The sequence below is a fragment of the Jujubicoccus corallicola genome, assembly GCF_047345645.1.
Taxonomy (GTDB): Bacteria; Pseudomonadota; Alphaproteobacteria; order Rhodobacterales; family Rhodobacteraceae; genus JBLEFH01.
The window spans coordinates 161,156-185,358 of record NZ_JBLEFH010000006.1 but is presented as its reverse complement, the minus strand read 5'-3'; the positions used below and the strand labels follow the sequence as shown (position 1 = coordinate 185,358).

The 24,203-nt window shown below is 63.4% G+C and carries 28 protein-coding genes and 1 tRNA gene; 13 read left to right on the top strand and 16 right to left on the bottom strand.

Translation table 11 applies throughout. The annotated features are described in order from the left end of the window. Positions 1-90: 90 nt before the first annotated feature. Together dksA and ACMA5I_RS10695 are read left to right on the top strand one after the other, a co-directional pair. Complete coding sequence (gene dksA / locus ACMA5I_RS10700; protein ID WP_525886298.1) at positions 91-513, top strand: RNA polymerase-binding protein DksA; 423 nt, start codon at positions 91-93, stop codon at positions 511-513. Beyond that, a complete protein-coding gene (locus ACMA5I_RS10695; RefSeq protein ID WP_525886255.1) occupies positions 513-1,640 on the top strand; it encodes an FAD-dependent oxidoreductase in 1,128 nt (375 codons plus the stop codon). The genes dksA and ACMA5I_RS10695 overlap by 1 nt, the downstream gene beginning before the upstream one ends. Here the strand turns inward: ACMA5I_RS10695 and ACMA5I_RS10690 are convergent. From ACMA5I_RS10690 to ACMA5I_RS10680, 3 genes are read right to left on the bottom strand one after another with little or no spacing between them, the layout of a single operon-like run. Beyond that, complete coding sequence (locus ACMA5I_RS10690; RefSeq protein ID WP_525886254.1) at positions 1,592-2,008, bottom strand: NUDIX hydrolase; 417 nt, start codon at positions 2,006-2,008, stop codon at positions 1,592-1,594. The genes ACMA5I_RS10695 and ACMA5I_RS10690 overlap by 49 nt on opposite strands. Beyond that, the gene (xth, locus tag ACMA5I_RS10685; protein ID WP_525886253.1) at positions 2,005-2,775 is read right to left on the bottom strand and encodes an exodeoxyribonuclease III; all 771 of its coding nucleotides are present in this window, start codon (positions 2,773-2,775) and stop codon (positions 2,005-2,007) included. The genes ACMA5I_RS10690 and xth overlap by 4 nt, the downstream gene beginning before the upstream one ends. Positions 2,776-2,825: 50 nt before the next feature. Continuing rightward, positions 2,826-3,161, bottom strand: coding sequence for a HesB/IscA family protein (locus ACMA5I_RS10680; RefSeq protein WP_525886252.1), 336 nt, complete (start codon positions 3,159-3,161; stop codon positions 2,826-2,828). Between the two features lie 76 nt (positions 3,162-3,237). Between ACMA5I_RS10680 and ACMA5I_RS10675 the strand changes: the two genes are divergently transcribed. From ACMA5I_RS10675 to ACMA5I_RS10645, 7 genes are all read left to right on the top strand, one after another. Further along, positions 3,238-4,380, top strand: coding sequence for a deoxyguanosinetriphosphate triphosphohydrolase (locus ACMA5I_RS10675; protein ID WP_525886251.1), 1,143 nt, complete (start codon positions 3,238-3,240; stop codon positions 4,378-4,380). 42 nt (positions 4,381-4,422) lie between these two features. Further along, entirely contained in the window at positions 4,423-6,156 is a 1,734-nt protein-coding gene (gene argS, locus ACMA5I_RS10670; protein WP_525886250.1) for an arginine--tRNA ligase, read from the top strand. Positions 6,157-6,251: 95 nt separating this feature from the next. Continuing rightward, entirely contained in the window at positions 6,252-7,232 is a 981-nt protein-coding gene (locus ACMA5I_RS10665; RefSeq protein ID WP_525886249.1) for an SPOR domain-containing protein, read from the top strand. Next, positions 7,232-8,230: a glycoside hydrolase family 3 N-terminal domain-containing protein gene (locus ACMA5I_RS10660; protein WP_525886248.1), complete on the top strand. Its 999-nt coding sequence runs from the start codon at positions 7,232-7,234 to the stop codon at positions 8,228-8,230. The genes ACMA5I_RS10665 and ACMA5I_RS10660 overlap by 1 nt, the downstream gene beginning before the upstream one ends. 87 nt (positions 8,231-8,317) lie before the next feature. Further along, complete coding sequence (locus ACMA5I_RS10655; protein WP_525886247.1) at positions 8,318-9,082, top strand: segregation and condensation protein A; 765 nt, start codon at positions 8,318-8,320, stop codon at positions 9,080-9,082. Beyond that, the gene (gene scpB, locus ACMA5I_RS10650) at positions 9,082-9,708 is read left to right on the top strand and encodes an SMC-Scp complex subunit ScpB (RefSeq protein WP_525886246.1); all 627 of its coding nucleotides are present in this window, start codon (positions 9,082-9,084) and stop codon (positions 9,706-9,708) included. Before ACMA5I_RS10655 ends, scpB begins: the two co-directional genes overlap by 1 nt. Before the next feature lie 9 nt (positions 9,709-9,717). After that, positions 9,718-9,921, top strand: coding sequence for a hypothetical protein (locus ACMA5I_RS10645; RefSeq protein ID WP_525886245.1), 204 nt, complete (start codon positions 9,718-9,720; stop codon positions 9,919-9,921). Here the strand turns inward: ACMA5I_RS10645 and ACMA5I_RS10640 are convergent. The 8 genes from ACMA5I_RS10640 to ACMA5I_RS10605 form a co-directional block, all read right to left on the bottom strand. Further along, complete coding sequence (locus tag ACMA5I_RS10640) at positions 9,918-10,997, bottom strand: 2'-deoxycytidine 5'-triphosphate deaminase (RefSeq protein WP_525886244.1); 1,080 nt, start codon at positions 10,995-10,997, stop codon at positions 9,918-9,920. The genes ACMA5I_RS10645 and ACMA5I_RS10640 overlap by 4 nt on opposite strands. Before the next feature lie 91 nt (positions 10,998-11,088). Continuing rightward, positions 11,089-11,165, bottom strand: a tRNA-Pro gene (locus ACMA5I_RS10635). A 53-nt stretch (positions 11,166-11,218) separates the two neighbouring features. Then, positions 11,219-11,746 carry a MerR family transcriptional regulator gene (locus tag ACMA5I_RS10630; protein WP_525886243.1) on the bottom strand — a complete coding sequence of 176 codons (528 nt, stop codon included), beginning with the start codon at positions 11,744-11,746 and terminating at the stop codon, positions 11,219-11,221. 1 nt (position 11,747) lies between these two features. Further along, positions 11,748-12,050, bottom strand: a complete 303-nt coding sequence (gene ihfA, locus ACMA5I_RS10625) for an integration host factor subunit alpha (RefSeq protein ID WP_525886242.1) — start codon at positions 12,048-12,050, stop codon at positions 11,748-11,750. A gap of 106 nt (positions 12,051-12,156) precedes the next feature. Then, positions 12,157-13,128 carry a 3-oxoacyl-ACP synthase III family protein gene (locus ACMA5I_RS10620; RefSeq protein ID WP_525886241.1) on the bottom strand — a complete coding sequence of 324 codons (972 nt, stop codon included), beginning with the start codon at positions 13,126-13,128 and terminating at the stop codon, positions 12,157-12,159. A 4-nt stretch (positions 13,129-13,132) separates the two neighbouring features. Continuing rightward, positions 13,133-14,224 (bottom strand): phosphate acyltransferase PlsX, encoded by a 1,092-nt coding sequence (gene plsX / locus ACMA5I_RS10615; protein WP_525886297.1) that lies wholly within the window; start codon positions 14,222-14,224, stop codon positions 13,133-13,135. A 26-nt stretch (positions 14,225-14,250) separates the two neighbouring features. Continuing rightward, positions 14,251-14,457 carry a 50S ribosomal protein L32 gene (gene rpmF, locus ACMA5I_RS10610; RefSeq protein ID WP_525886240.1) on the bottom strand — a complete coding sequence of 69 codons (207 nt, stop codon included), beginning with the start codon at positions 14,455-14,457 and terminating at the stop codon, positions 14,251-14,253. A 168-nt stretch (positions 14,458-14,625) separates the two neighbouring features. Continuing rightward, complete coding sequence (locus ACMA5I_RS10605; RefSeq protein ID WP_525886239.1) at positions 14,626-15,180, bottom strand: YceD family protein; 555 nt, start codon at positions 15,178-15,180, stop codon at positions 14,626-14,628. A gap of 83 nt (positions 15,181-15,263) precedes the next feature. Between ACMA5I_RS10605 and ACMA5I_RS10600 the strand changes: the two genes are divergently transcribed. Continuing rightward, positions 15,264-15,719, top strand: coding sequence for an outer membrane protein assembly factor BamE (locus tag ACMA5I_RS10600; protein ID WP_525886238.1), 456 nt, complete (start codon positions 15,264-15,266; stop codon positions 15,717-15,719). A 21-nt stretch (positions 15,720-15,740) separates the two neighbouring features. On the opposite strand, the gene msrB is transcribed toward ACMA5I_RS10600, so the two are convergent. Continuing rightward, a complete protein-coding gene (gene msrB / locus ACMA5I_RS10595; protein ID WP_525886237.1) occupies positions 15,741-16,142 on the bottom strand; it encodes a peptide-methionine (R)-S-oxide reductase MsrB in 402 nt (133 codons plus the stop codon). Between the two features lie 142 nt (positions 16,143-16,284). On the opposite strand from msrB, the gene ACMA5I_RS10590 reads away from it, so the two are divergent. The 3 genes from ACMA5I_RS10590 to ACMA5I_RS10580 all read left to right on the top strand — a co-directional run bounded on the left by ACMA5I_RS10590 (position 16,285) and on the right by ACMA5I_RS10580 (position 19,669). After that, positions 16,285-17,019 (top strand): GNAT family N-acyltransferase, encoded by a 735-nt coding sequence (locus ACMA5I_RS10590; protein ID WP_525886236.1) that lies wholly within the window; start codon positions 16,285-16,287, stop codon positions 17,017-17,019. Between the two features lie 98 nt (positions 17,020-17,117). Next, on the top strand, positions 17,118-17,714 hold the full coding sequence (locus ACMA5I_RS10585) for a hypothetical protein (RefSeq protein ID WP_525886235.1): 597 nt from the start codon (positions 17,118-17,120) through the stop codon (positions 17,712-17,714). A 59-nt stretch (positions 17,715-17,773) separates the two neighbouring features. Next, the gene (locus ACMA5I_RS10580; RefSeq protein WP_525886234.1) at positions 17,774-19,669 is read left to right on the top strand and encodes a cation:proton antiporter; all 1,896 of its coding nucleotides are present in this window, start codon (positions 17,774-17,776) and stop codon (positions 19,667-19,669) included. On the opposite strand, the gene ACMA5I_RS10575 is transcribed toward ACMA5I_RS10580, so the two are convergent. The 4 genes from ACMA5I_RS10575 to glmU are packed head-to-tail and all read right to left on the bottom strand — an operon-like array spanning position 19,670 to position 24,110. Beyond that, entirely contained in the window at positions 19,670-20,500 is an 831-nt protein-coding gene (locus tag ACMA5I_RS10575) for an isocitrate lyase/PEP mutase family protein (RefSeq protein ID WP_525886233.1), read from the bottom strand. Between the two features lie 42 nt (positions 20,501-20,542). Further along, positions 20,543-20,959: a GNAT family acetyltransferase gene (locus ACMA5I_RS10570; protein WP_525886232.1), complete on the bottom strand. Its 417-nt coding sequence runs from the start codon at positions 20,957-20,959 to the stop codon at positions 20,543-20,545. After that, positions 20,956-22,776 (bottom strand): glutamine--fructose-6-phosphate transaminase (isomerizing), encoded by a 1,821-nt coding sequence (gene glmS / locus ACMA5I_RS10565; RefSeq protein ID WP_525886231.1) that lies wholly within the window; start codon positions 22,774-22,776, stop codon positions 20,956-20,958. Before glmS ends, ACMA5I_RS10570 begins: the two co-directional genes overlap by 4 nt. Continuing rightward, the gene (gene glmU / locus ACMA5I_RS10560; protein ID WP_525886230.1) at positions 22,776-24,110 is read right to left on the bottom strand and encodes a bifunctional UDP-N-acetylglucosamine diphosphorylase/glucosamine-1-phosphate N-acetyltransferase GlmU; all 1,335 of its coding nucleotides are present in this window, start codon (positions 24,108-24,110) and stop codon (positions 22,776-22,778) included. Before glmU ends, glmS begins: the two co-directional genes overlap by 1 nt. Between the last annotated feature and the right edge of the window lie 93 nt (positions 24,111-24,203).

The window sequence follows — 24,203 nt, the reverse complement described above, 5'->3', positions numbered from 1 at the left end:
ACATTAGCGCGGAAAGGGCCTATTGGAGCGCCAGAATGTTGAACTCTATTTTGTTCAACACGCTGAGGAGGGGGCATGGGAGACGCACTTATGAAGTCCGAGCAGATTCTCGACAGCGATTATCGTCCGGCAGAAGACGAGCCGTTCATGAATGAGCGGCAGCTCGAATATTTCCGCCAGAAATTACTGGCGTGGAAAGCGGAAATTCTCAATGAGAGCCGCGAGACTATTGAAGACATGAAAAGCCAGACGCGGAATATTCCCGATCTCGCCGACCGCGCGAGCGAGGAGACCGACCGTGCGCTGGAACTTCGGACCCGCGACCGCGAGCGCAAGCTGGTCTCGAAGATCGACTCGGCGCTGCGCCGGATCGAGACGGGCGAATATGGCTATTGCGAAGTGACGGGCGATCCGATTTCGCTGAAACGCCTCGATGCGCGCCCGATTGCGACGATGAGCCTTGAGGCGCAGGAGCGTCACGAGCGCAAGGAACGGGTGCACCGCGACCGTTAATGGCGCGTCCGCCCGTGAAGATCATTGGTGCCGGTATTGGCGGCACCGCAGCCGCGCTGACGCTTGCCCGGCGCGGCTTTTCTGTTTCCGTGCATGAGCGCCGCCCGGCACTCGCGACCGAAGGGGCGGGGTTCCAGATCGGCCCGAACGGGGTGAAGGTTCTGCGCGCGCTTGGCGTCGATGCGGAGCCGCTCGGGCATTTGCCGCGCGAGGTGCAGCTTCGGCGGATGGCCAGCGGGCGCTTGCTCGCGACCGTTCCGATGGGGCAGACGGCGGAGGCCCGATGGCGCGCGCCGATGCAGCAAATCCGGCGGCAGGTTTTGCTGGAAGCGCTTTATCGCGCGGCGCAGGATGCGGGCGCGATGTTTGAGTTTGGCGCGCAGGATGCGCAGCCCGAAGGTCTCACCATCGCCGCCGACGGGATGCGCTCTGCGACCCGCGAACGGCTCTTCGATGCAGGCGCGCCCGACTATTCCGGCTATGCGGCATGGCGCGGCGTGGTGCGAGGCGTGGATGTCCCGCCTGCAGCGCAGATTTTCATGGGGCCGGAGCGTCATTTGGTCTGCTATCCGCTTGGCGGAGGCGAGGTGAATTTCGTCGCCATTGAGCGCCGCGCCAAGCCCGTTGCGGAAGATTGGGACCATAGCGGCGCGCAGGCCGACATGCTGGCCCGCTTCGCGCCGCTCGCGCCCGCCGCCCGCGCGGTTCTGGAAGCGTGCGATGCGCCGAAACTCTGGGGCCTCTATGTCCACCCGCCCATGAAAACATGGGTGTCTGGCGAAACCGCGCTTCTCGGCGATGCGGCGCATCCCATGCTGCCCTTCATGGCGCAGGGCGCGACCATGGCGCTGGAGGATGCGTGGGTGCTGGCCGCGTGCCTCGCCGCGTCGCCCGATGCGGCGGGTCTCAGCGCCTATGAGGCCGCTCGCAAACCGCGCTGCACCCGGATGCAAAACACCTCGGCGGGCAATAGCGGGATTTACCATCGCAGCGGGCTGATCGGGGCGGCACTTCATGCCGGGATGTGGGGTGTCGGGAAGCTGCTCCCGAGCGTTTATCTCAGCAAATTCGACTGGATTTACGGCGCGGATGTGACCGCCAGCTCCGCAATCTCCTCGACACGCTGACTCATCGCCAGCGCCTTGTCGCGGATCTCCGCCAGCGGCACCCAACGGGCATCGAGCGCATCATCGGCGGCGACGGGCGTGCCGTCCTCATAGCGGCACAGCACGGCGGTCAGCAGGTAATGATGGGTGAGCGCGCCGTTTGCATCCCACCCAATCTCGTCGATATTGTCGAGATATTTCAGTGCGGTGGCCCGCACGCCGGTTTCTTCGGCACATTCCCGCGCGGCGGCGTCCAGCGCCGTTTCCCCCGGCTCGACATGCCCGCCGGGAAAGCCCCAGAGCCCCGCATCGGGCGGGTTCTTGCGCCGCACGAGCAGCACATCCTGATCCCGCAAAACCACGGCGAGCGCGGCGAGACGGGGGGTCATTCCGAAAGCTCGATCCAGACCGGAACGTGATCGGACGGCTTGTCCCGCCCGCGCATCTCTTTCTCGATGGTGCAGGAGGCGAGACGGTCCGCGGCTTGGGGCGAGAGGAGGAAATGGTCGATCCGGATCCCGTCATTATTGCGCCACGCGCCGCCCTGAAAATCCCAGAAGGAATAGGCGACGGTGCCGGGATTCCACATGCGGAAGGCTTCGGTGAAGCCAAGGTTCACGATCCGCTGATAGGCCGCGCGGCTCTCGGGCCGAAACAGCGCATCCTCGCGCCAGTTCTCGGGATGCGCCGCGTCCATCGCCTGCGGGATAATGTTGTAATCCCCGGTCATTACGAGCGGTTCCTCAAGCGCCAGAAGCGCCTCTGCCCGCGCTTCCATCCGCTTCATCCACGCCAGTTTGTAGTCGTATTTCGGCCCCGGCACCGGGTTGCCATTGGGCAGATAAAGCCCGCAAATGCGCACGCCCTCGACCGTCGCTTCGATCCAGCGGGCCTGCTCGTCCTCGTCGTCACCCGGCAGGCCGCGCGTCACGTCCTCCATCGGCGCTTTCGACAGGATCGCGACCCCGTTGAAGCTTTTCTGACCGTGGGTGGCGACGTTATAGCCAAGCTCCTCGATCTCCATGACAGGGAAACCCTCATCGACGGTCTTGATCTCCTGCAAGACGGCCACATCGGGTTTGGCGGTGCGGAGCCAGTCCAGCACCAGCGGCAGACGGGCTTTGATCCCGTTGATATTCCAGGTCGCGATTTTCATGGGCGCGACGGTAGTGCGCCGCCCGCGCGCCCGCAAGTTCTAGATGCGGTTCACATCGAGAAGGAGGTGCCGCAGCCGCAGGAACTCGTGGCATTAGGGTTGTCGATAATGAAGCGCGCGCCGATCAGCTCTTCTGTGAAGTCGATCACCGCGCCGGTCAGGAAGGGCATCGACACATCGTCGATCAGCACTTTGCGGCCATCTTTCTCGAACACCGTGTCGCCATCTTCGGGCGCGTCGGTCAGCGAGATGTCATATTGAAAGCCCGAACAGCCGCCGCCCTCAACCGCGACACGCAAACACTGGTCCGTGCCGGCGCTGTCATTGATGCGGCCAAGCTGCGCATAGGCGCGGTCGGTGACTTTGGGAGGCAGGTTGAGGTCCATATTTCTTTACCCGGATTGATCCGTTAGGGTGCCTCTCAAATGTAGAGGGCAAAGCCCCACATTCCAAGAGGTAGAGATGTTAACAAACTACGCGAGCCACCCGGGTGAGAGCCGGGGACGGCTTTTTGAGGAGGAGGGGTCCGCGCATCGCTCCCCGTTTCAGCGCGACCGGGACCGGATCATCCATTCCTCGGCCTTTCGGCGGCTCAAGCATAAGACGCAGGTGTTTGTGGAGCATGAGGGCGATTATTTCCGCACCCGGCTCACCCATTCCATCGAGGTGGCGCAAGTGGCGCGGACCATGGCCGGGGCGCTTGGCTTCAACACCGAGCTGACCGAAGCGGTGGCGCTGGCGCATGATCTCGGCCACACGCCCTTCGGCCACACGGGCGAGGATGCGCTGGACGCGAAAATGGCGCCCTATGGCGGATTTGACCACAATGCGCAGGCACTCAAGATCGTGACTCAAATCGAGTGCCGCTATGCCGCGTTCGACGGGCTGAACCTGACATGGGAGACGCTGGAGGGGATCGCCAAGCATAACGGCCCGGTCACCGCCCCGCATTTCGCGCTGGCCGATTACTGCGCGCGGCATGATCTGGAGCTCGCCACCCATGCGAGCGGTGAGGCGCAGGTGGCGGCGCTGTCGGACGATATTGCTTATAACAATCATGACCTTGAGGACGGTCTGCGGGCCGGGCTCTTCACGGTGGAGGATCTTAAAGACCTGCCGCTGGTCGCCCGCGCCTTTGCCAAAGTGGATGAAAAATACCCCGGTCTCGACCGCAAGCGCCGCCGTCATGAGGCGCTGCGGCGGGTGTTTGGGGTGATGGTCGAGGATGTGCTGGAGGCGAGCCGCGCGGAGATCGCCGCGCTCGATCCGCAAAGCGTGGACGATATTCGCGCGGCGGATCGGCAGATCATCCGCTTCTCGCCCGAGATGTGGGAGGAGATGAAAGCGATCCGCGCCTTTCTTTACGAGCGCATGTATCGCCACTGGACCGTGCGACGGATGCGGCGGCGGGCGGCGGCGATTGTCGAGGATCTGTTTGATATCTTCCGCGAAGACCCGATGCTGCTCCCCGCCGAATGGTCGCGCGGGCTGCCCGAGGATGAGACCGGGCAGGCGCGGCTCATTTCAGACTATATCGCCGGGATGACGGACCGCTATGCGCTCTCGGAACATGCCAAGCTGACCGACGCCACCTTGCGGATTTGAGGGCCGCGCGGTAATCGGTTCGGCAACACGAAGGATATGACGATGAACCTGTTTTCCGACATACGCGCCGTGGTGATTTCGGCGCTGGACGCAATGACCGCCGAGGGCGCGCTGCCCGCGGGGCTCGATTTTGGCAATGTCACGGTTGAGCCGCCGCGCGATGCGGCGCATGGCGATATGGCGACCAATGCGGCGATGGTGCTGGCCAAACCCGCAGGCGCGAAGCCGCGCGATATTGCGGAAAATCTGGTTGGCAAGCTGACCGAGGATGCACGCATCGCCTCCGCCGAAGTGGCCGGGCCGGGCTTCATCAATCTGCGTCTGGCGGAAGGCGTTTGGCAAGGGCTGCTCCCGGCGATCCTGAAGGCAGGCGAGGATTTCGGCCATTCCAAAATGGGGCAGGGCGAGAAGGTGAATGTGGAATTCGTCTCCGCCAACCCGACCGGCCCGCTCCATGTCGGCCATCTGCGCGGCGCGGTCTTTGGCGATGCGCTGGCGAGCCTTCTGGGGGCTGCGGGCTATGACGTGACCCGCGAATATTACATCAATGATGGCGGCGGGCAGGTCGATGTCCTCGCCCGTTCGGTTTATCTGCGCTATCTCGAAGCGCATGGTCAGGAGGTCGCTTTCCCCGATGGCACCTATCCCGGCGATTATCTGATCCCGGTCGGCCGCGCGCTCAAGGACAAGGTCGGCGATGCCTATGTCGGCAAGCCGGAAGAGGACTGGCTGGCCGAGGTGCGGGTTTTTGCGACCGACGCGATGATGGATCTCATCCGGTCGGACCTCAAAGGTCTGGGCATCGAGATGGATGTGTTCTCGTCCGAAAAAGCGCTCTACGGCACCGGCAAGATCGAAGGCGCGTTGAAAAAGCTGGACGATGCCGGGCTGATCTATGAGGGCAAGCTGGACCCGCCCAAGGGCAAGCTGCCGGAGGATTGGGAAGCGCGGGAGCAGACGCTGTTCCGCTCCACCGAATATGGCGATGACAGCGACCGCCCGGTGAAGAAATCCGACGGAAGCTGGACCTATTTCGCCCCGGATATTGCCTATCACTACGACAAGATCGAGCGCGGCTTCGGCCAGCTCATCGACGTTCTCGGCGCGGATCACGGCGGCTATGTGAAGCGGATGAACGCGGCCGTCACGGCGCTCTCCGATGGCAAAGTCCCCTTCGACGCGCGCCTCTGCCAGATCGTGCGGCTCTTCAAAAACGGCGAAGAATTCAAAATGTCGAAGCGCGCGGGCAATTTCGTGCTGGTCAGCGATGTCATCGACGAGGTGGGCCGGGACATCGCCCGTTTCGTCATGCTGACCCGCAAGAACGATGCGCCGCTCGATTTCGATTTCGACAAGGTGCGCGAGCAGTCCAAGGACAATATGGTCTGGTATGTGCAATATACCTATGCGCGGATCATGTCGGTGCTGACCAAGGGCGGCCAGCCGAGCGATGCCGAGATGGCGGCGGCGGATCTCTCCAGCCTCAATCATCCGGCGCAGATCGCGCTTATCCGCAAGCTGGCGGAATGGCCGCGTCTCGTTGAAGCGGCGGCCCAGCATCACGAGCCGCACCGCATCGCGTTCTACCTCAATGAGCTCGCCGCGGAGTTCCATTCCTTCTACAATTTAGGCAATTCTGAGCCCGCTTTGCGCTTTGTCGATGAGGGTGACCAAAAGGCAACGCTGACAAAATTGGCACTCGCCCGTGCAGTTTCCGTTGTTATTTCTGCCGGATTGGGTATCTTGGGGATTGAGCCGATGGACGAGATGCGGTGAGGGGCCGTCCCCAAATCGACATCACCATATAAAAATCGCCGTCGGATCGAGCAGTAAATAAGCGTGGAGAACCGCGCGTTAGTAAGGCAGGCGTTATGACGGACATCTATTTCGAAGAGGGTCGTTCCCAGAACGATTCCGGTGAGGCTGGCGAGACTCTCGCGGTTGGTGCGGTGAAATGGCTTGGCGCTGTTTCGGCCATTGCGCTGGTCGTCGGGGTCGCGGTGTGGACCTATAAACTCGGTGCGCGGGACGGCTCTGAAGTGCCGATCATCCGCGCCATGGACGTGCCGGCGCGCGCCAAACCCGAGGATGTGCAAGGGACCGATTTCCCGAATCAGAACCTCGCCGTCAATGACGTGATGTCGGACGCGGAGACCTCGCAACTGCCCGAAACCATTGAGCTTGCCCCGAGTGTCGAGTCGCTGAGCGCCGAGGACCTGCCCCTTGGTGAACTCGCTGGCGCGGACAGTCTCGAAAGCCTGATCCCCGAGGAAAACGCGGCGGATGATCTTGTGTTGGCCGAAGCCGATCTCGCGGAAGAAGAGATGGTGGAGCGTGTGGATGATGCGGAGATTGCCTACCGTCCGCGTCCGCGCCCGGCCAATCTCAACCGTGCGGCGATCCTGGAAGCGCGCGGTGTGACCGAGACGGCGCCCGCTGCCGCGCCGGCGATTGCCTCGACCGATAGCAACCCGCAAGTGACGTCCGCCGAGCGCCCCGAAGAGGTGACGCTGGCCAGCGCCGAAGCGCCGCAGCCCCAACCGGAACCGGCCGTGGCGACCAAGACGAATACCGACTTCCTCGCCCCCGAGGATGCGACCGCCGGAAGCTGGCTCGTGCAGCTTGGCGCCTTCGACAGCCGCGAGATTGCCGAGTCCGAATGGGGCCGGATCGCGGGCAAGAATGGCGATCTTCTGGGCGGCAAATCGCCGATGATCCAGCGGATCGAAAGCGGCGGGCGCGTGTTCTACCGTCTGCGCGCGGTTGGCTTCCAGTCGGCGTCTGCGGCGAAACAGGATTGCTCGGCGCTGAGCGCCCGCGGTCAGGCCTGTATTCCCTATAACGTGAAATAATGGCCGAGCGCGCCTGTATATTCGGGCCCGCCGGTCTGGAACTGGGCGCGCGCGAGCGTGCCTTTTTCGACGAGGCGGACCCTTGGGGCTTCATCCTTTTCGCGCGCAATCTTGAAGATCCCGAGCAGATTCGCCGCCTGACCGGCGATCTGCGTGACGCCGTGGGCCGCGATGCGCCCATCCTGATCGACCAGGAGGGCGGACGGGTCCAGCGGCTCCGCGCGCCGCATTGGCGCGAATGGCTTCCGGCCCGCGATCAATGTGCGCTGTTTGCTGATCCGGCGATCCGGGCGGAATCCATGCGCCTGCGCTCGCAGCTCATCGGCGCGGAACTTCTCGACCTCGGCATTGACGTGAACTGCGCGCCCGTCCTCGACGTGGCGACGGATGTGACGCACTCGGTCCTCGCCAATCGCTGCTATGGCGAGACGGCGGAGGATGTGGCCCGCATTGGCCGCGCCGTCGCCGATGGTCTCTTGGACGTGGGCGTGCTGCCGGTGATGAAACATATGCCGGGGCAGGGCCGTGCGATTTCTGACAGTCACAAGGAACTGCCGCGCGTCTCCGCCGAGCGCGACCGGCTCGATGCCCGCGATTTTGCCCCCTTCCGCGAGCTGGCCGATCTGCCCATGGGGATGACCTCCCACATCGTTCTGACCGCCGTGGACGCCGAGCGCCCGGCCACCCAGTCGAGCGACGTGGTGGAGCTGATCCGCGACGAAATTGGCTTCGACGGGCTACTCATGACCGACGATCTCTCCATGCACGCCCTCTCCGGGGCCTTTGGTGAACGTGTGCGAAAGTCCCTCGCGGCGGGCTGTGATATGATCCTGCATTGCAATGGCGACCCGCAGGAGATGGCCGAGGTGGCCGCCGCCGCGCCGGAATTGCGTGGTCAGGCCGCCCGCCGGGCGAAAGACGCATTGGCGGCGAAAGCGCCGAAAGAGGTCGATCTGGGCTATGCGAACAGTCGCCTGAACGAGATTTTGCGCGTCTAACAGGACGGACCGCCAAAAGCCGTCGCATTCGCGCAGATATTGTGTTAGCACTGGAGGCGATCACAACATGCGCGGTAGCGAAACGAGATGAACATACAGACGGGCGATATCGAAGAGCGGATCAGCGCGGAGACGCTGGTGCTCGATATTGCGGGGTTCGAGGGGCCGCTCGACCTGCTGCTGGTGCTTGCGCGCGGGCAGAAGGTGGATCTGATGAAGGTCTCGATCCTAGAGCTGTCCGAAGCGTATCTGAGCTTCATCGAAACCGTCCGCCGCCTGCGCATCGAACTTGCCGCCGATTATCTGGTGATGGCCGCCTGGCTCGCCTTCCTCAAATCGCGCCTGCTGCTGCCCCCCGATCCCGAGGAAGAGGGGCCGAGCGCGGATGAACTTGCGGATCACCTCGCCTTCCAGCTTCAGCGCCTTGAAGGGATGCGCGATGCGGCGGCGCGGCTCATGGGCCGCGATCTTCTGGGCCGGGACGTGTTCGCGCGCGGTGAGGAGTTGGACGAGCGCCCCATCACCCGCACGATCTGGACCGCCAATATCATGGACCTAATGCAGGCCTATGCCCGCACCCGAACCCGCGACGATTTTACCCCGCTCCATTATGAGCGCCGCAATATCTTCACCATGGAGCAGGCGCTGGAGCGGATGCGCGGGCTGATTGGTGCGCGCGAAAGCTGGACCGAACTCTCCGCCTTCCTGCCCGAAGGATGGGCCACGCCGAAAGAACGCCGCTCCGCCGTCGCCGCGAGTTTCGCCGCCGCGTTGGAACTGGTGAAATCCGGCCGCGCGGACATCCAGCAAGCGGACACTTATGCGCCGCTCATGCTCCGGGCCGCGCAGTAATGGCCGTTCTCGAATTTTCCGATCAGATGCGCATGGTCGAGGCGATCCTCTTCGCCTCCGCCCAGCCTCTGACGGTGCGCGAAATTGAATCGCGGATGCCAGATGGGGCCGATGCCGCCGAAGCGGTGAAGCGTCTCTTTCCGGTCTATGAGGGCAGGGGCGTCCATCTCGTGCGCATCGGCGATCGCTACGCGTTCCGCACCGCCCCCGATCTTGGCCCGCTGATGAGCCCCGAGCGGGTGGAGGAGAAAAAACTCTCCCGCGCCGCCATCGAGACGCTCGCCATCATCGCCTATAACCACCCCGTCACCCGCGCCGATATCGAGGAAATTCGCGGCGTCTCCGTCTCGCGCGGCACGCTGGATTTGCTGATCGAAATGGGCTGGGTGCGCATCGGGCGGCGCAAAATGACACCGGGGCGGCCCGTCACCTATCTTGTCACCGACGCTTTCCTTGACCATTTTAGCCTAGAGAGCACCAAGGATTTGCCCGGTCTGGACGAGTTGAAGGCCGCCGGGCTTCTCGATAACCGTCCGATGCCGGGGGCGCTCCAGATGCGCGAAGCCGATGATGAGGATGACGCGCCGGAGATGCCGCCCGAGGATCAGGGCGATATGTTTGCGTAAGGACACGCCATGAGCATGATGCGGTATGTGACCCGGCTTTTGCTGAACAAGGGTATGAATTACGGGATCAACAAGGGGTCCGACTATCTCGCGCGGCGCGGGAAGGTGGCGGAAACGCCGGAAGAGCGGGCGGCGCAGAACCGTGCGGCCAAGACCAACCGGAAGATGGCGCAGCGTTTGCGCCGGGCGATCAACCTCGGGCGGCGGCTCTAGCCCATCCGGAACTGTTTGGCGAGCTTCAGCCCCTGCCCCTGATAATTTGATTTGAGATCCGCGCCATAGAGATGCTCCGGCGCGGCGGCCATGCGCTCATAAAGGAGCCGGCCGACGATCTGCCCATGGGTCAGCGCAAAGGGCGCTTCGTGGCAGCGGACTTCGAGAACGCCGCGCGCACCCGACCCGCCCGCCGCCGCATGGCCGAAACCGGGATCGAAGAACCCGGCGTAATGGACCCGAAACTCGCCCACCATGGCGAGATAGGGGGCCATTTCGGCGGCAAAGCCGGGCGGGACATGCACTGCCTCGCGGCTCGCCAGAATATAGAACGCGCCGGGATCGAGGATGATCTCGCCATCTTTCGCGCGGACCTCTTCCCAGAAATCGGCGGGGTCATAGCCGCCGATTTTATCGAGGTCGATGACGCCGGTATGGGGCTTCGCGCGGTAGCCGACCACATCGCCGAGGGTCAGATCGACGGAGAACCCCAGCCCGTCATCAATATGCGCATCGCCATTGACGAGGGTTTCCGCACTATGCAGATCGCGAAGCGCCGCGTCGTCGAGCCGCGCTTGCCCGCGCCGGAAACGGATCTGGTTCAGCCGCATGCCGGGCCGCAGCAGCACCGAGAAACTGCGCGGGCTGATCTCCGCATAAAGCGGGCCGGTATAGCCGGCGGGCACCGTGTCGAACTCGCCCGCGCGGTCGGCAATCAGGCGGGTGAAAAGATCGAGCCGCCCCGTGCTGGATTTGGCGTTGGCGAGCCCCTCCACATCGCCGGGCAGCGCCAGCGACTCCATGAGCGGGACGAGATAGACGCAGCCCTTTTCGAGAACCGCGCCCCCTTCGAGCGAAAATCGGTGCATCTCATAGCGGGGCAGGCGGCCTTCGACAGTGTCATCGCCGGGCAGGAACGAGGCCCGCAAACGATACGCCACCGTGCCAAGGCGCAGATCAAGGCTCGCGGGCTGGACCAGCGCCGGACCCTCCGTCGCCGCGCCGGTCGCAATCTCGCCGCGCTCCATCATCGCCGCGATCTCGTGATCGGGCAGCACGCCCTCGGCTTTGCTCATTCTCGTCCCCCCTCTATCGCGCCGATAAAACGCAAGTTTTCCGCGCAATACAAGGCAAACAAAAACGCCAGCCCAAAGGCCGGCGTTTTGATGGTCGGGCTAGCGAGATTCGAACTCACGACCTTTCGTCCCCCAGACGAACGCGCTACCAGGCTGCGCTATAGCCCGTGACGCCGCTTTATAGAGACATCCGCGCGCGCTGCAAGACCGGATTTCGCCGCTCAGCTTTTCGAAGCGGCGGCGGCCATACGGTCGCGCAGCGCCCCAAGGCGGCCGGCGAGGTTTTGCAACTCGCCCGCAGGCTTGGCTTTCTCCTCCGGCTCAAAGAGCGGCAGGTCCAGCGCTTTGGCCTCCGGCTTCGGCTTCGGCTTGACCGCGACCTCGGAGATATCCGTGCGGCGCGGACTGTCCGTCGTGTCGTAAAATTCCTCTTCCGGCGCGGTCTCGACGCGGGCAATCCCGGCGATTTCCTCCGGCAGATTGCCGAGGCCCGCCACGCGGCGCACACCCTCGCTGCGGATGCGGCGTTTCGCATCGGCGATGGTCAGCCCTTCCTCATGCAGAAGATGGCGGATGCCAGAGAGCAGCGCGATGTCATCGGGCCGGTAATAGCGGCGATTGCCGCCCCGTTTCACCGGCTTGATCTGCGTGAACTGCGATTCCCAGTAACGAAGCGTATGCGCGGGAATGCCCATCAGAGTCGACACTTCGCTGATGGTGCGAAAGGCTTCGGCAGATTTTCTCGACATATTAGCTGCGGTTTCCGGCGGCAACGCGGTCCTTCAGGAAAGAGGACGGGCGGAAACTCAGCACCCGGCGCGGCGAGATGGGTACTTCCTCACCGGTTTTCGGGTTGCGTCCCACACGCGCATTTTTATGGCGCACGGAAAAACTGCCAAAGGACGAAATTTTCACCTGCTCCCCACGAACCAGCGAGTCGGACAGATGCGTGAGCACATCCTCCACCAGATTCGCAGATTCGCTGCGGGAAAGCCCAATTTCGCGCACGATGGCATCGCTTAAATCATTTCGGGTCAGCGTCTTGTCACTCATTCTTCATCCCCCCCGGACAGCGGAAAGCTTAGGCGTTTCTGCTTTTCTGAGTCAACAATATTACAAAAAGGTTAAATCAAGCGCCAATTTGCAACCTTGTTTACTTCTACCAGCGTAGTGCAGCCGCCCCCCAAGCCAGTCCCCCGCCGATGGCTTCCATTAATAGTAAATCCCCCGCCTTCACGCGCCCTTCGCGACACGCGACAGACAGGGCCAACGGGATCGAGGCCGCTGAAGTGTTGCCGTGATCCTGAACGGTTAATACCACCTTTTCCATAGGAATACCAATTTTTTGGGCGGTACTCTTAATAATGCGGGAATTGGCCTGATGGGGGATCACGAGGTCCACATCTTCGGCCGTCAGATCGCAAGCCTCCAGCACCTTTTCCCCCGCTTCGGCAAGCTTGGAAACGGCATGGCGGAACACCTCTTTGCCCAGCATTTTGAGAACGCCGGTGCTTTGCGTCGAGGAGACGCCCCCATCGACGAACAAGATATTGTTATAGCTGCCATCCGAGTAGAGCGCGGTGCCGAGAACGCCGCGATCGGTGTTCTCGCCGGGCTGGTCCTCGGCTTCGAGAATCAGCGCGCCCGCGCCGTCGCCGAAGAGAACGCAGGTGGAGCGGTCGTTCCAGTCCATGATGCGGGAGAAGGTTTCCGCGCCGATCACCATCACGCGCTTCGCCTGGCCCGCGAAGATCATCGCGTTGGCGGTGGAGAGGGCGTAGATGAACCCGGCGCAAACCGCCTGCACATCGAAGGCGAACCCCTTCGCGCCAATCGCCGCCTGAACGCGGGTCGCGGTGGAGGGGAAGGTCTGGTCCGGGGTCGCGGTGGCGAGGATGATCGCGTCGATCTCGCTGCCGCTGATCCCGGCATTCGCAAGTGCATCATTGGCTGCAGCAATCGCGAGGTCTGACGTGAGCTGGCCCTCGGCGGCGAAATGGCGGCGCTCGATCCCGCTGCGCGAGCGGATCCACTCGTCGGAGGTCTCCAGCCAGCTTTCAAATTCGGAGTTTTCGACAACACGTTCAGGAAGATAATGGCCTGTGCCGATGGGGACTGAACGCAGCGTCATTTTATCACTCTTTTTGTTGCGTTCCGCTAATTTGGCCAATCTCAGCGCCAGATGCAACCCGCGCCGCGAGGCGTTCGTTGAACCCGCTTTTGGCGAGGTGGAATGCAAATTTGATGGCCGCGGACACGCCTGTCGCGTCGGCGCCGCCATGGGATTTCACCACCGCGCCATTCAGCCCGAGGAACACACCGCCGTTTTTGCGGCGCGGGTCGATCCGTTTGGCGAGGCGGCGGAGCGATGTCGCGGCAAACACCGCACCGATTTGGCTGAAGATCGTGTGTTTGAACGATTCGCGCAGCAATTCGCCAATCAGCGAGGCCGTGCCTTCGCCGGTCTTGAGGGCGATATTGCCGGAAAACCCGTCGGTGACGATCACATCGGCGCGGTCGCCGGGGATGTCGCCGCCTTCCACATAGCCGACGAAATCGAAATCATGCTCCGGCGCGGCGCGGGTGATGAGGTCATGCGCCTCATGCAGCTCGGCGCGGCCCTTATGCTCTTCGGTGCCGACATTGAGAAGGCCGATGCGGGGGCGGGTGATGTCGAGACCGTTGCGCGCATAGGACGCGCCCATCACCGCATATTGCAGCAGGTCCGGGCCGTCGGCGCGAATATCGGCGCCCACATCGAGCATCACATTGAAGCCCTGCTCCGAGCGGCTCGGCCAGAGAATCGCAATCGCCGGGCGGTTGATGCCGGGCAGGCGGCGCAGGCGCAGCGTGGCGGAGGCCATCAGCGCGCCGGTGTTGCCGAGCGACACCGCAATCGCCGCTTCGCCATGTTTCACCGAATCAAGCGCGCCCCACATGGAGGAGCCTTTCCCGGTCCGCATGGCGCGGCTCGGCTTGTCGGTCATGTCGATGGTTTTTTCGGCGTGGCGGATTTCCACGCGGTCCCGCAAATGCTTTTTCTTCGCCACCAGCGGGCCGAGAACCGCCTCATCCCCGTGGACGATGAAGGCCAGTTCCGGGTTCTTCTTGGCGGACATATCCATGCCCGACACGACCACGGCCGGCCCTTTGTCGCCGCCCATGGCATCAATAGAAATGACCACCCGCTCTGGGGCGCCCGGTTGGGAGTCCTTAGGGGTGGTCATCATTCTCGACCAATCATTTCAGCAGCTTACGCCGCGTCTTCGTCGATTTCGATCTCGTCTGCGACGGAAACGACTTCACGATCCGCATAGTGGCCGCAGGCGCCGCAAACGTGGTGCGGGCGCTTCAGCTCACCGCAGTTCGGGCATTCATTCGGGTTCGCCGCGACCAGCGAATCATGCGACCGGCGCATACCGCGCTTGGAGCGCGTGATTTTGCTCTTGGGGACAGCCATGTCTCAACCTCAGTTCTGGATGGCCACAATCAAGGGCCGGTTCACCATTACCAAAACACGCGGGCCTTCCCGCAACACATCTCGGAAACAGTCTTGAAAACGAAGTGCGGAAAATAGCAGCATCGCCTGAATGTTCAAGTGAAAAGACGGCGGTTTCGCGCCCTTTTTTCACCCCTTCTGCATCTTGTCGCGCAAGGCTTTCAGCCCCGCAAAGGGTTTCACATCCTCATCGGTCATCGGCTCTGTGCCTTCTGCGGCAAATTGCTGCGCCGTCTCGGGGGCATCGTCCTTGCGCGGATAGGCGGGCAGGGCGAGGGCGAGTTCCTCCTGAACGGCCAGCCCCACATCAATCACCGCGCCAAGCGCCTCGACCTCCTCGCCATGCGTGTCCTCCAGCGCCTCCATCTCCGCATCCTCGTCGAGATCGGCGACGTAAAGCCGGTGCAGATCCGTATCGATCCGGGTTTTCACCGGCTCCAGCGTCACGACGCAGCGTTGCGTGACCGTCGCGCCGAGCTTGCCCGTCAGCCGCCAGTCGCGCTTGCCGACCGGCGCAAGCTTGCCCTCGAAGCGCAGCTTCTCGACCTTCAGAATATCAAGCAGCCGGGCCAAAACCTCCAATTGCCCCTTCTCGGGGGCGAGCGAAACCGGATAGCTTTGCGACGGGCTCAGATCCGCGGTGCGCATCGGATGGGACAGGTCGGGAAGGGCAGCGTCTGACATGGTGACTCCATCGGATTCTTGAACTTGCGCGCGTCTCGGTATAGCTGACACCCTGAGTTTGGATTTTCAAGCGAGGTCGAACAATGGCGTCTTATGGCAAAAAAGCGGGGCTTGGCCTGCTCGTGGCTGGAATGATTGCCTGTTCGCCGACCTATGATGTCCACGGATATGTGCCCTCCGAAGAGGATCTGGCGCAGATTTCCTACGGCCAGACAGACCGGATGAGCGCCGAGGCGATTCTCGGCGTGCCTGCCGCGCAGGGCCTTCTTGACGGCAATGAGTGGATCTATCTGCGCAAGCGCGTCCGCAATTTCACCTGGAACGCGCCCGAAGAGGTGGACCGCGAAGTGATGGTCGTGACCTTCAATGAAAACAACACGGTGGCGGACATCACCCGCTATGGCCTCCGCGATGGCCGCGTGATCGACCTGACCCGTGATGTCACCGTCACCAGTGGCCGCTCGCTCAATGTGCTGACGCAGCTTCTGGGCAGCATCGGCAATCTCAATGCGGGCGATTTCCTCGGCGGCGACGACTAACCGCCGCCGCGCGCGGCGTGGTTAGCCCTCGTTTTTCGCGTCGAAATTCAGCGCAACCCCATTCATGCAATAGCGCAGCCCCGTGGGCTGCGGGCCGTCGGGAAAGACATGGCCCAGATGCGCATCGCAGCGCGCGCAGGTGATTTCCGTGCGCCGCATGAAAAGCTTGCGGTCCTCATGCTCTTCCACCGCGTCTTTCGAAATCGGCGCGTAAAAACTCGGCCAGCCGGTCCCGCTGTCGAATTTCGTGTCCGCATCGAAAAGCGGCGCACCGCAGCAGACGCATTCAAACACCCCGGCGGATTTGGGGAAATTGTCATGGGTGAAGGCGCGCTCCGTGCCGCCCTTGCGGGTCACCTTATAGGCCAGATCGCTCAACTCCTGCCGCCATTCAGCATCGGATTTGGTGATTTTGTCGCTCATATCGTCCTCCGGGTTTGCGCCCGCTCCGGTGACATCTTCCGCAAAGGAATATGAAACTGTCACAGGCGCGTCATGGTTTCTTGAAATTTATGCGCTTATCTTGGTCATGCAAGGGACTTGGCCGCGGCGAGGAGAGCGAGCGATGCAAAAGCTGGCAGAGAGTTTCGGGCGGTATCACCTGCGCCAGGCGCAGCGCGCGGAGGATCTTATCGCCTGTCAGGCCCTGCGCGGGCGGGCCTTTCGGGGCGGCGCGCTCGACGCCGATGATTTCGATTCCCTTTGCGATCACATCATGGTGGAGACGGGGGAGGGCCAGCTTGTCGCCTGTTTCCGGATGCTCCCCTTCAGCAGCGGCGCGGAGATCGGCAAAAGCTATTCGGCCCGCTATTATGAGCTGTCCGCGCTCCATGGCTACACCCAGCCGATGGTCGAGATGGGCCGCTTCTGCGTCGATCCCGACTGGCGCGACCCGGACATTCTGCGCGCCGCATGGGCCGGAATGACCCGCTATGTCGATCAAAATGGCGTGCGTATGCTCTTTGGCTGCGCGTCCTTTCACGGCACCGATGAGCAGGATTATCTCGACGCCTTTGCTCTGTTGCGCGCCCGCCATCTTGGCCCGAAACGCTGGCTCCCGCGCGTGAAAGCACCGCGCGTCTTTCGCTTCGCCAAGGTGCTGGCCCGGATGCGCCCAGACCTCAAACGCGCGCAAAAACACATGCCGCCCTTGCTCCGCAGCTATCTGGTGATGGGCGGATGGGTCTCGGATCACGCGGTGATCGACCATGATCTCGGCACGCTCCATGTCTTCACCGGCCTTGAGATCGACCGCATCCCGCCCGCCCGCGCGCGGCTCATGCGGCAAAGCGCGGTCTGACGCCGGACGTCGCCGCCACCCGCGCACGCACCCTTGGCAAGCGCCGCCCGATTGGTCATGGTGCGAGGCTGAATTCACTGCCAGACCCCGGAGTGCGGATGCGCCTGATTATTGCCTTTGTCCCGATTGCTTTTCTGACCGCCTGCGCGGCGAGCGGGCCGGTGACGCCGACCGACGATCCCTTGCGCATGAGCGGCACGCAGCTCATGGCCGCGCATAATCGCGGGCAGGGCGGCGCGGTCTATGGCGGGGGCATCGGCGGCGAGGCGGGCGAGTCGAGTGATCCTTATGGCGGCCTCGCGCCGAGCTATGGCGGCAGCCCGATTGACTTTGGCACGGCGCAGGCGACCCCGATGCCGCTCGATGCCGCCGCTGGCGCGCCCGCAGGCGACAAGGCGGCGCAGAAACAGGCGGGCGGCGGCGCGGCATCCTCCGGCGGCAGCGCTGGGCAGGCGGGCAAAACCACCGCCAGCCTCGGCTCGCTCTCTCAGCCGCAAATGAGTCTGGAAACCGGCCTCGTCAGCCGCCAGACTCAAGGCACCGTCACCAATCTCGGCAACAACCGCAGCGCGACGCTGACCCTGATCCCAAGCGGAAAAGGCGCGTCCAGCGGCTCGCAACTCTCCATGGATGCGATGACGGCGCTTGGCGCGGACATCACGGAAATTCTCGACCTCGACGTGAAGCCGAATTAAGAAGAGATTAAGCTAACTCGGCGCAATGCAACGCCTTTTCGCCATGGCAGGAGTTACAGATGGAACCGGCACTTCTTTTCGCAATCATCGGCGTGCTCGGCGTCGGCTCGCAATGGCTGGCGTGGCGGTTGCAGCTTCCGGCCATCGTGCTGATGCTCGCCGCCGGTCTCATCGCGGGGCCGATCACCGGGCTCATCAACCCGGCGGAAGATTTTGGCGAATTGTTCCGGCCCATCGTCTCCGTCGCCGTGGCGGTGATCCTCTTTGAGGGCGGGCTGACGCTCCATTTCCACGAGCTTCGCGAAAGCTCCAAGGCGGTGCGGCGGCTCGTCTATATCGGCGCGCCGCTCGGCTGGGCACTCTCGACGCTGGCCTGCCACTACGCGGCGGGCCTGTCGTGGGAAAGCTCGCTGGTCCTCGGCGGCATCCTCATCGTGACAGGCCCGACCGTGATCACCCCGATGCTCCGTCAGGCGCGGCTGGCGCAAAAACCCGCCTCGGTGCTGAAATGGGAAGCCATCATCAACGATCCCATCGGCGCGCTCGCCGCCGTGCTGGCGTTTGAACTCTTCTCCGCCTTCTACGGCGCAGGCACGCTTGGCGGCGCGCTTGGCCATCTCGCTTACGGCATCTCTTGGGCGGTGATCCTAGGCTATGCGGCGGGCTGGTTCCTCGCCCGCGTGTTCATCCGCGGCTATGTGCCGGAATATATGAAAGTGCCGGTTCTCTTTGCCGTGCTGCTCGCCGTCTATGCCGTGACCGATGTGGTCCTCCACGAATCCGGCCTGCTCGCCGTGACCGTGATGGGCGTCTATATGGCCAACGCCAATATGCCGTCGCTGGAGGAACTGAAACGCTTCAAGGAGCATGTGACGATCCTGCTGGTCTCCGGCGTCTTCATCCTGCTCGCCTCCGATATCAGCTTCGACATGATCGCCTCACTCGACATGCGGGCGCTTCTGTTCGTCCTCGCCATCGTGTTCGTGGCCCGCCCGATCACCGTGCTGGTCTCGCTTATGGGCACGTCGCTGACATGGCAGGAACGCGCCATGGTCGCCTGGATCGGCCCGCGCGGTGTGGTCGCCGTGGCGGTCTCCGGCCTCTTCGGCGCGCGGCTGGTGGAACTTGGGGTCGAGGACGGGGCTATGTTGCCCGCGCTCGCCTTTGTCCTCGTCGCCGCCACCGTCGTCCTGCACGGCTTCTCCATGGGCCCGCTCGCCCGCATCCTCGGGCTGACGTCGCGCGAAGTGCCGGGGGTGATGTTCGTCGGCGGCTCCCGCTGGGTCACGGCGCTGGCGCAAACGCTGATGGCGGCCAAAGTCCCGGTCCTCATCGCGGACCGTAACTATTTCCGCTTGCGCAGCGCGCGGCAGGAAGGTGTCGCCAATTTCCACGGCGAGATCCTGTCCGAACGGGCCGAGCATCATATCGAGTTCAACCGCTATGGCACGCTCATCACCGCCACCGACAATGACGCCTATAACGCCCTGATCTGCACCGATTTCGCGCCGGAATTTGGCCGCAATGAAGTGTTCCAGATCGGCCGTCACGAGCGCCGGGAAGGGGGCCGCGATCTGCCCATCACCCTTGGCGGACGCACCCTTGGCGAAGGCGGGCTGACCTATGAGGATTATTCGAGCCGTCTCTCCGATGGCTGGGTCTTCGTGACCACCCGCGTCTCCGAGGAATATCCTATCGAGCGCTACCGCGAGCAGCGCCCCGAGGCGGTCGTCATCGGGGTGTTGCACGAGAATGGCGAGGTGGAGTTTGCGATGGACAAATACACGCCGAAGCTTAATCCGGGCGATTCCGTGATCGCCTTCGCGCCGCCGCAGCCGGAAAAAGACGCTGAGGCCGAGGCCCGCCGCGAAGCGCGCCGCGCCAAGAAACAGGCCGGGGCGGAGAAGAAAGCGGAGAAGGAATCGAAGGATGAGGAGCCGGGCGGCGCGGCGTAATCAGCCGCGTTTGACGCTGTCCATCAGCGCGGCGATCTCCGCGCCGGGCATCGCGTCCTCCGCATAGGTGAAACTGCCCGCCCGGACCTCCTCCGCCGCCCGCTTGAGCGCGCCGAAGGCCGCGCGGGCGAAAGAGCCGCCGACGCTGATCCGCTTGACGCCTGCGCCCGACAGCTCCTCCACCGTATAAAGCGGCGCGCGCAGGCCCATCACCACATTCACGGGCTTGTCCACCTCGGCGCAGAGGGTGCGGATCGCCTCCAGATCCGGCAGGCCGGGCGCATAGAGCACATCCGCACCGGCCTCTGAGAACGCCTGAAGCCGGGCGATGGTGTCCGCAAGATCCGGGCGGCCGCACAGGAAATTCTCAGCCCGCGCGGTCAGCAGAAACCCGCGCCGCTGCGCGACCTCCGCAGCCGCCGCAATCCGCGCAACCGCCTGATCCATCGGGAAAATCGGCGCGTTCTGATCGCCGGTCGCATCCTCGATCGACCCGCCGACAAGGCCGACCGCAATCGCCGCCTCGATCGTCTCTGCGCAGGCCTGCGGGGTCCGCCCGAACCCTTCTTCGAGGTCGGCGGAGACCGGCAGATCCGTCGCCTCCACAATCGCCTGCGCATTGGCCAAAATCTCACCACGTGTCAGTGCCGCAAAGGAATCGCGCTTGCCGACGGAGAAGGCATAGCCCGCGCTCGTCGTCGCCAGCGCGTCAAATCCGACCGAAGCGAGCAGCCGCGCCGAGCCCGCATCCCAAGGATTCGGAATGACAAAAGCGCGGTCCTGCTCATGAAGCGCCTTGAAACGCGCGAATTTGCTGAGGCGGTCATCCATGGCCCGAGCCTAACAGCCCTTGGCCAAAAAGCGAGGGCGGCGTTATTCGTCCACCGCCAGCCGCCGCCCGAAGACAATCGGCGCTTCTTCCTGAAGCCCAAGCGCGGGATAAGCCTGCGCCGAAGGGTTCGTCGGATGGGCCAGCCCCATCATCTTGACGCAGCCGATCTCCCGCAGCCATTTCTCCGCCGCCTTGATCATCGCGCGGGCGATCCCGTCGCCGCGTGCCTCCGGCTCGACGGCAAGAAAGTAGAGCCAGCCGCGATGCCCGTCATAACCCACCATGACCGAGCCCTTGATCGGCGAGCCGTAAACGATGATCCGGCAAGCCGGGGCGGCCAGCGCCCGCGTGATATCCTGCCTAGGGTCATGCATGGGGCGCACCAGCCCGCAGCTATGCCAAAGGGCGATCAGGTCATCGCTCTCCGATTCCCTGAACACCCGGATATGTCTGTTCATTCCACCGTCACCGACTTCGCCAGATTGCGCGGCTGGTCCACATCGGTCCCCTTCGCAATCGCTGTGTAATAGGCGAGCAACTGTGCCGGGATCGCGTAAAGAATCGGTGAAATAAACGGATCGACCTGGGGCAGGGTGAGGCTCGACCACACATCCTCGCCCGCCTCGCCAAGCCCGGTGGCATCGCTGACCAGCAGCACCCGCCCGCCGCGCGCCATGACCTCCTGCATATTCGAGACGGTTTTCTCGAAAAGCGGGTCCGTCGGGGCGAAGGTGATGACCGGCACGGATTCGTCAATGAGCGCAATCGGCCCGTGTTTCAACTCGCCCGAGGCGTAGCCTTCCGCGTGGATGTAGCTGATTTCCTTAAGTTTCAGCGCCCCCTCCAGCGCCAGCGGATAGAGCGCGCCGCGACCCAAGAAGAGAATGTCGGAGGCTTTGGCGAGTTCATAACTGATCTCTTCATAGGGCGTCAGATCGTTGAGCGCGCCATTGATGAGCCCCGGCACCGCCGCGAGCGCCGCCGTCAATTCGCCCTGCCGCGCGCCGTCCAGCGTGCCGCGCGCCGCGCCGATCTCGATGGTCAGCGCCGCGAGCAGCGCGAGTTGGCAGGTAAACGCCTTGGTCGAGGCCACACCAATCTCCGGCCCCGCATGGATCGGCAGCGCCACATCGCTTTCGCGAGCGATGGAGCTTTCCTCCACATTCACGATCGCCATGATGGTTTTCGCCTTGCCCTTGCAGTAACGCAGCGCCGCGAGCGTGTCGGCGGTCTCGCCGGACTGGCTCACGAAAATCGCCAACGTGTTCTGGCCAAGGGGCGGCTCGCGGTAGCGAAATTCGCTCGCCACGTCGATCTCCACCGGCACCCGCGCGAGATCCTCCAGCCAGTATTTCGCCACATGACAGGCGTAAAACGCCGTGCCGCAGGCGACCATGACGATGCGGTCATAGGCCGTGAAATCGAGATCGAGACCAAGCGCGATCCCGTCCCGCGCCGGGTTGAGATAATGGGCCAGCGCGTCGGAAAGCACCGCAGGCTGGTCATGGATCTCCTTGATCATGAAATGGCGATAATTGCCCTTTTCCGAATGGCTGGCCTTGAGATCGAGGCTCCGCACCTCGCGGGTCACTTCCGCACCGCTCTCATCATAGACGGTCGCGCCCGCGCGGGTGATCTCCGCCCGGTCACCCTCTTCGAGAAAGGCCACGCGGTTGGTCATCGGGGCAAGGGCCAGCGCGTCCGAGCCGATATACATCTCACCCTCGCCATAGCCAATCGCGAGCGGCGAGCCCTTGCGGGCGGCGATCATCAGATCCTCCTCACCCTCAAAAAGAAACGCGACCGCAAAGGCCCCATGAAGCTGCGCCAGCGTGGCGGCGACTGCGGCACGCGGGTCTTTGCCGCGGGCCAATTCGCGCGCGCAGAGCATCACGATGGTTTCCGTGTCCGTCTGGGTCTGCGCCTCATAGCCGTCCGCTTTAAGATCGGCGCGCAACTCCTTGAAATTCTCGATAATCCCGTTGTGGACCACAGCCACCGGTCCCGACTTATGCGGATGCGCATTCTCGACCGAGGGCACCCCGTGCGTCGCCCAGCGAGTATGCCCGATGCCGCTTTTGCCGCGCAGCGGGTTGTGGACCAGCTCGTCCGAGAGGTTCACCAGCTTGCCAACGGCGCGGCGGCGGTCCAACTCGCCCCCGTTGACCGTCGCGATCCCGGCGCTGTCATAGCCGCGATATTCCAGCCGCCGCAGCGCATCGACAAGGATCGGCGCGACTTCATTCTTTCCCAGAATGCCTACAATTCCGCACATTACTTTTTCTCCTTGAGCGCACGCAGCCGGGCGAACAGCTTGGTCGCCATGCCGGTTTTATTCTCCTGACGGGCGCGGGAGAGGGCGATATCCCCCTCCGGCACATCCCGTGTGATCACGGAACCGGAACCGACCAGCGCGCCCGCGCCAATCGTGACCGGGGCGACCAGCGCCGAGTTGGACCCGATGAACGCCTCATCGCCGATCTCGGTGTGGTGCTTGAACACGCCGTCATAATTGCAGGTGATCGTGCCCGCGCCGATATTGGCCTTTTTGCCGACCCGCGCATCGCCGATATAGGTGAGGTGATTGACCTTCGCGCCCTGGTCGATCTGCGCGTTCTTCACCTCGCAGAAATTGCCGACCTTGGAATCCTCCGCCAGTTCCGCACCGGGGCGCAGGCGGGCGAAGGGCCCGACCGTCGCACCGCGCGAGATATGGCATCCTTCGAGATGGCAGAAGGGCAGGATCGTTGCGCCGCTCTCGACGGTCACATCGGGGCCGAAAACGACATTCGGGCCGATCTCCACATCGCGGCCAATCACGGTGTCATAGGCGAAAAAGACGCTGGCCGGGTCCGTCAGCGTGGTGCCGTTCACCATCGCCTCGCGGCGCGCCTGATCCTGAAACGCGGCTTCGGCGGCGGCGAGATCGAGACGGGAATTCACCCCCATCGTCTCCGCCTCATCGCAGCGCACGGCGGCGCAGCTAAGGCCCTGCTCGCCGGCGAGGCCCACAATATCGGTCAGGTAATATTCGCCCTTGGCGTTCTCGTTCCCCACCTTGTCGATCAGCTCGAAAAGCAGCGGCGCAGGTGCGCAGATCACGCCGGAATTACAGAGACTTACGGCGAGTTCTTCAGGCGTCGCTTCCTTCGCCTCGACGATGCGGGTGAGCGCATCGCCTTCCATAATCAAACGGCCATAGCCGCCCGGCTCCGCCGCCTCGAACCCCAGAACCACCACGGACGCACCCGCCGCGCGGGCTTCGGTCATCGCGTCAATCGTCTCCGGGCGGATAAAGGGCGTGTCGCCATAAAGCACAATCGCATCGCCCTCGAACCCGTCGAGCGCCGCACGCGCCTGCGCGACCGCATGGGCCGTGCCAAGCTGCTCGTCCTGCCGGGCGATCCCGACGCCCTCGTCAAACGCCTTGGCCGAGGCTTCCACCCGGTCACCGCCATGGCCCACAACCACGACCGAGCGCGCCGCATCCTTGCCGCGCATCGCGTGCCAGAGCATCGGCGCGCCCGCGACCTTGTGCAGCACCTTCGGCAGATCCGACTGCATCCGGCTGCCTTGCCCTGCGGCGAGAATGATAAGTGCCCGTTCCATAACCACCTGCTTTATCGTTTCGGCTGCTATAGCAATGTGGCGATGATGCGGGAAGAGCGCTCACGCTCATATCATGTTTCGGTTTGTTGCGGG

What these genes read in the sequence shown, in the direction of transcription:
- ACMA5I_RS10680 (WP_525886252.1), bottom strand. Translation starts at nt 3,161, where the DNA reads ATGGACCTCAACCTGCCTCCCAAAGTCACCGACCGCGCCTATGCGCAG.
- ACMA5I_RS10660 (WP_525886248.1), top strand. Translation starts at nt 7,232, where the DNA reads ATGGCCGAGCGCGCCTGTATATTCGGGCCCGCCGGTCTGGAACTGGGC.
- ACMA5I_RS10585 (WP_525886235.1), top strand. Translation starts at nt 17,118, where the DNA reads ATGCGCCTGATTATTGCCTTTGTCCCGATTGCTTTTCTGACCGCCTGC.
- rpmF (WP_525886240.1), bottom strand. Translation starts at nt 14,457, where the DNA reads ATGGCTGTCCCCAAGAGCAAAATCACGCGCTCCAAGCGCGGTATGCGC.
- scpB (WP_525886246.1), top strand. Translation starts at nt 9,082, where the DNA reads ATGGCCGTTCTCGAATTTTCCGATCAGATGCGCATGGTCGAGGCGATC.
- ACMA5I_RS10600 (WP_525886238.1), top strand. Translation starts at nt 15,264, where the DNA reads ATGGCGTCTTATGGCAAAAAAGCGGGGCTTGGCCTGCTCGTGGCTGGA.
- glmS (WP_525886231.1), bottom strand. Translation starts at nt 22,776, where the DNA reads ATGTGCGGAATTGTAGGCATTCTGGGAAAGAATGAAGTCGCGCCGATC.
- dksA (WP_525886298.1), top strand. Translation starts at nt 91, where the DNA reads ATGAAGTCCGAGCAGATTCTCGACAGCGATTATCGTCCGGCAGAAGAC.
- ACMA5I_RS10620 (WP_525886241.1), bottom strand. Translation starts at nt 13,128, where the DNA reads ATGACGCTGCGTTCAGTCCCCATCGGCACAGGCCATTATCTTCCTGAA.
- ACMA5I_RS10665 (WP_525886249.1), top strand. Translation starts at nt 6,252, where the DNA reads ATGACGGACATCTATTTCGAAGAGGGTCGTTCCCAGAACGATTCCGGT.
- ACMA5I_RS10590 (WP_525886236.1), top strand. Translation starts at nt 16,285, where the DNA reads ATGCAAAAGCTGGCAGAGAGTTTCGGGCGGTATCACCTGCGCCAGGCG.
- argS (WP_525886250.1), top strand. Translation starts at nt 4,423, where the DNA reads ATGAACCTGTTTTCCGACATACGCGCCGTGGTGATTTCGGCGCTGGAC.
- plsX (WP_525886297.1), bottom strand. Translation starts at nt 14,224, where the DNA reads ATGACCACCCCTAAGGACTCCCAACCGGGCGCCCCAGAGCGGGTGGTC.
- ACMA5I_RS10675 (WP_525886251.1), top strand. Translation starts at nt 3,238, where the DNA reads ATGTTAACAAACTACGCGAGCCACCCGGGTGAGAGCCGGGGACGGCTT.
- ACMA5I_RS10630 (WP_525886243.1), bottom strand. Translation starts at nt 11,746, where the DNA reads ATGTCGAGAAAATCTGCCGAAGCCTTTCGCACCATCAGCGAAGTGTCG.
- ACMA5I_RS10575 (WP_525886233.1), bottom strand. Translation starts at nt 20,500, where the DNA reads ATGGATGACCGCCTCAGCAAATTCGCGCGTTTCAAGGCGCTTCATGAG.
- ACMA5I_RS10645 (WP_525886245.1), top strand. Translation starts at nt 9,718, where the DNA reads ATGAGCATGATGCGGTATGTGACCCGGCTTTTGCTGAACAAGGGTATG.
- glmU (WP_525886230.1), bottom strand. Translation starts at nt 24,110, where the DNA reads ATGGAACGGGCACTTATCATTCTCGCCGCAGGGCAAGGCAGCCGGATG.
- ACMA5I_RS10690 (WP_525886254.1), bottom strand. Translation starts at nt 2,008, where the DNA reads ATGACCCCCCGTCTCGCCGCGCTCGCCGTGGTTTTGCGGGATCAGGAT.
- ACMA5I_RS10655 (WP_525886247.1), top strand. Translation starts at nt 8,318, where the DNA reads ATGAACATACAGACGGGCGATATCGAAGAGCGGATCAGCGCGGAGACG.
- xth (WP_525886253.1), bottom strand. Translation starts at nt 2,775, where the DNA reads ATGAAAATCGCGACCTGGAATATCAACGGGATCAAAGCCCGTCTGCCG.
- ACMA5I_RS10605 (WP_525886239.1), bottom strand. Translation starts at nt 15,180, where the DNA reads ATGTCAGACGCTGCCCTTCCCGACCTGTCCCATCCGATGCGCACCGCG.
- ihfA (WP_525886242.1), bottom strand. Translation starts at nt 12,050, where the DNA reads ATGAGTGACAAGACGCTGACCCGAAATGATTTAAGCGATGCCATCGTG.
- ACMA5I_RS10580 (WP_525886234.1), top strand. Translation starts at nt 17,774, where the DNA reads ATGGAACCGGCACTTCTTTTCGCAATCATCGGCGTGCTCGGCGTCGGC.
- ACMA5I_RS10695 (WP_525886255.1), top strand. Translation starts at nt 513, where the DNA reads ATGGCGCGTCCGCCCGTGAAGATCATTGGTGCCGGTATTGGCGGCACC.
- ACMA5I_RS10570 (WP_525886232.1), bottom strand. Translation starts at nt 20,959, where the DNA reads ATGAACAGACATATCCGGGTGTTCAGGGAATCGGAGAGCGATGACCTG.
- msrB (WP_525886237.1), bottom strand. Translation starts at nt 16,142, where the DNA reads ATGAGCGACAAAATCACCAAATCCGATGCTGAATGGCGGCAGGAGTTG.
- ACMA5I_RS10640 (WP_525886244.1), bottom strand. Translation starts at nt 10,997, where the DNA reads ATGAGCAAAGCCGAGGGCGTGCTGCCCGATCACGAGATCGCGGCGATG.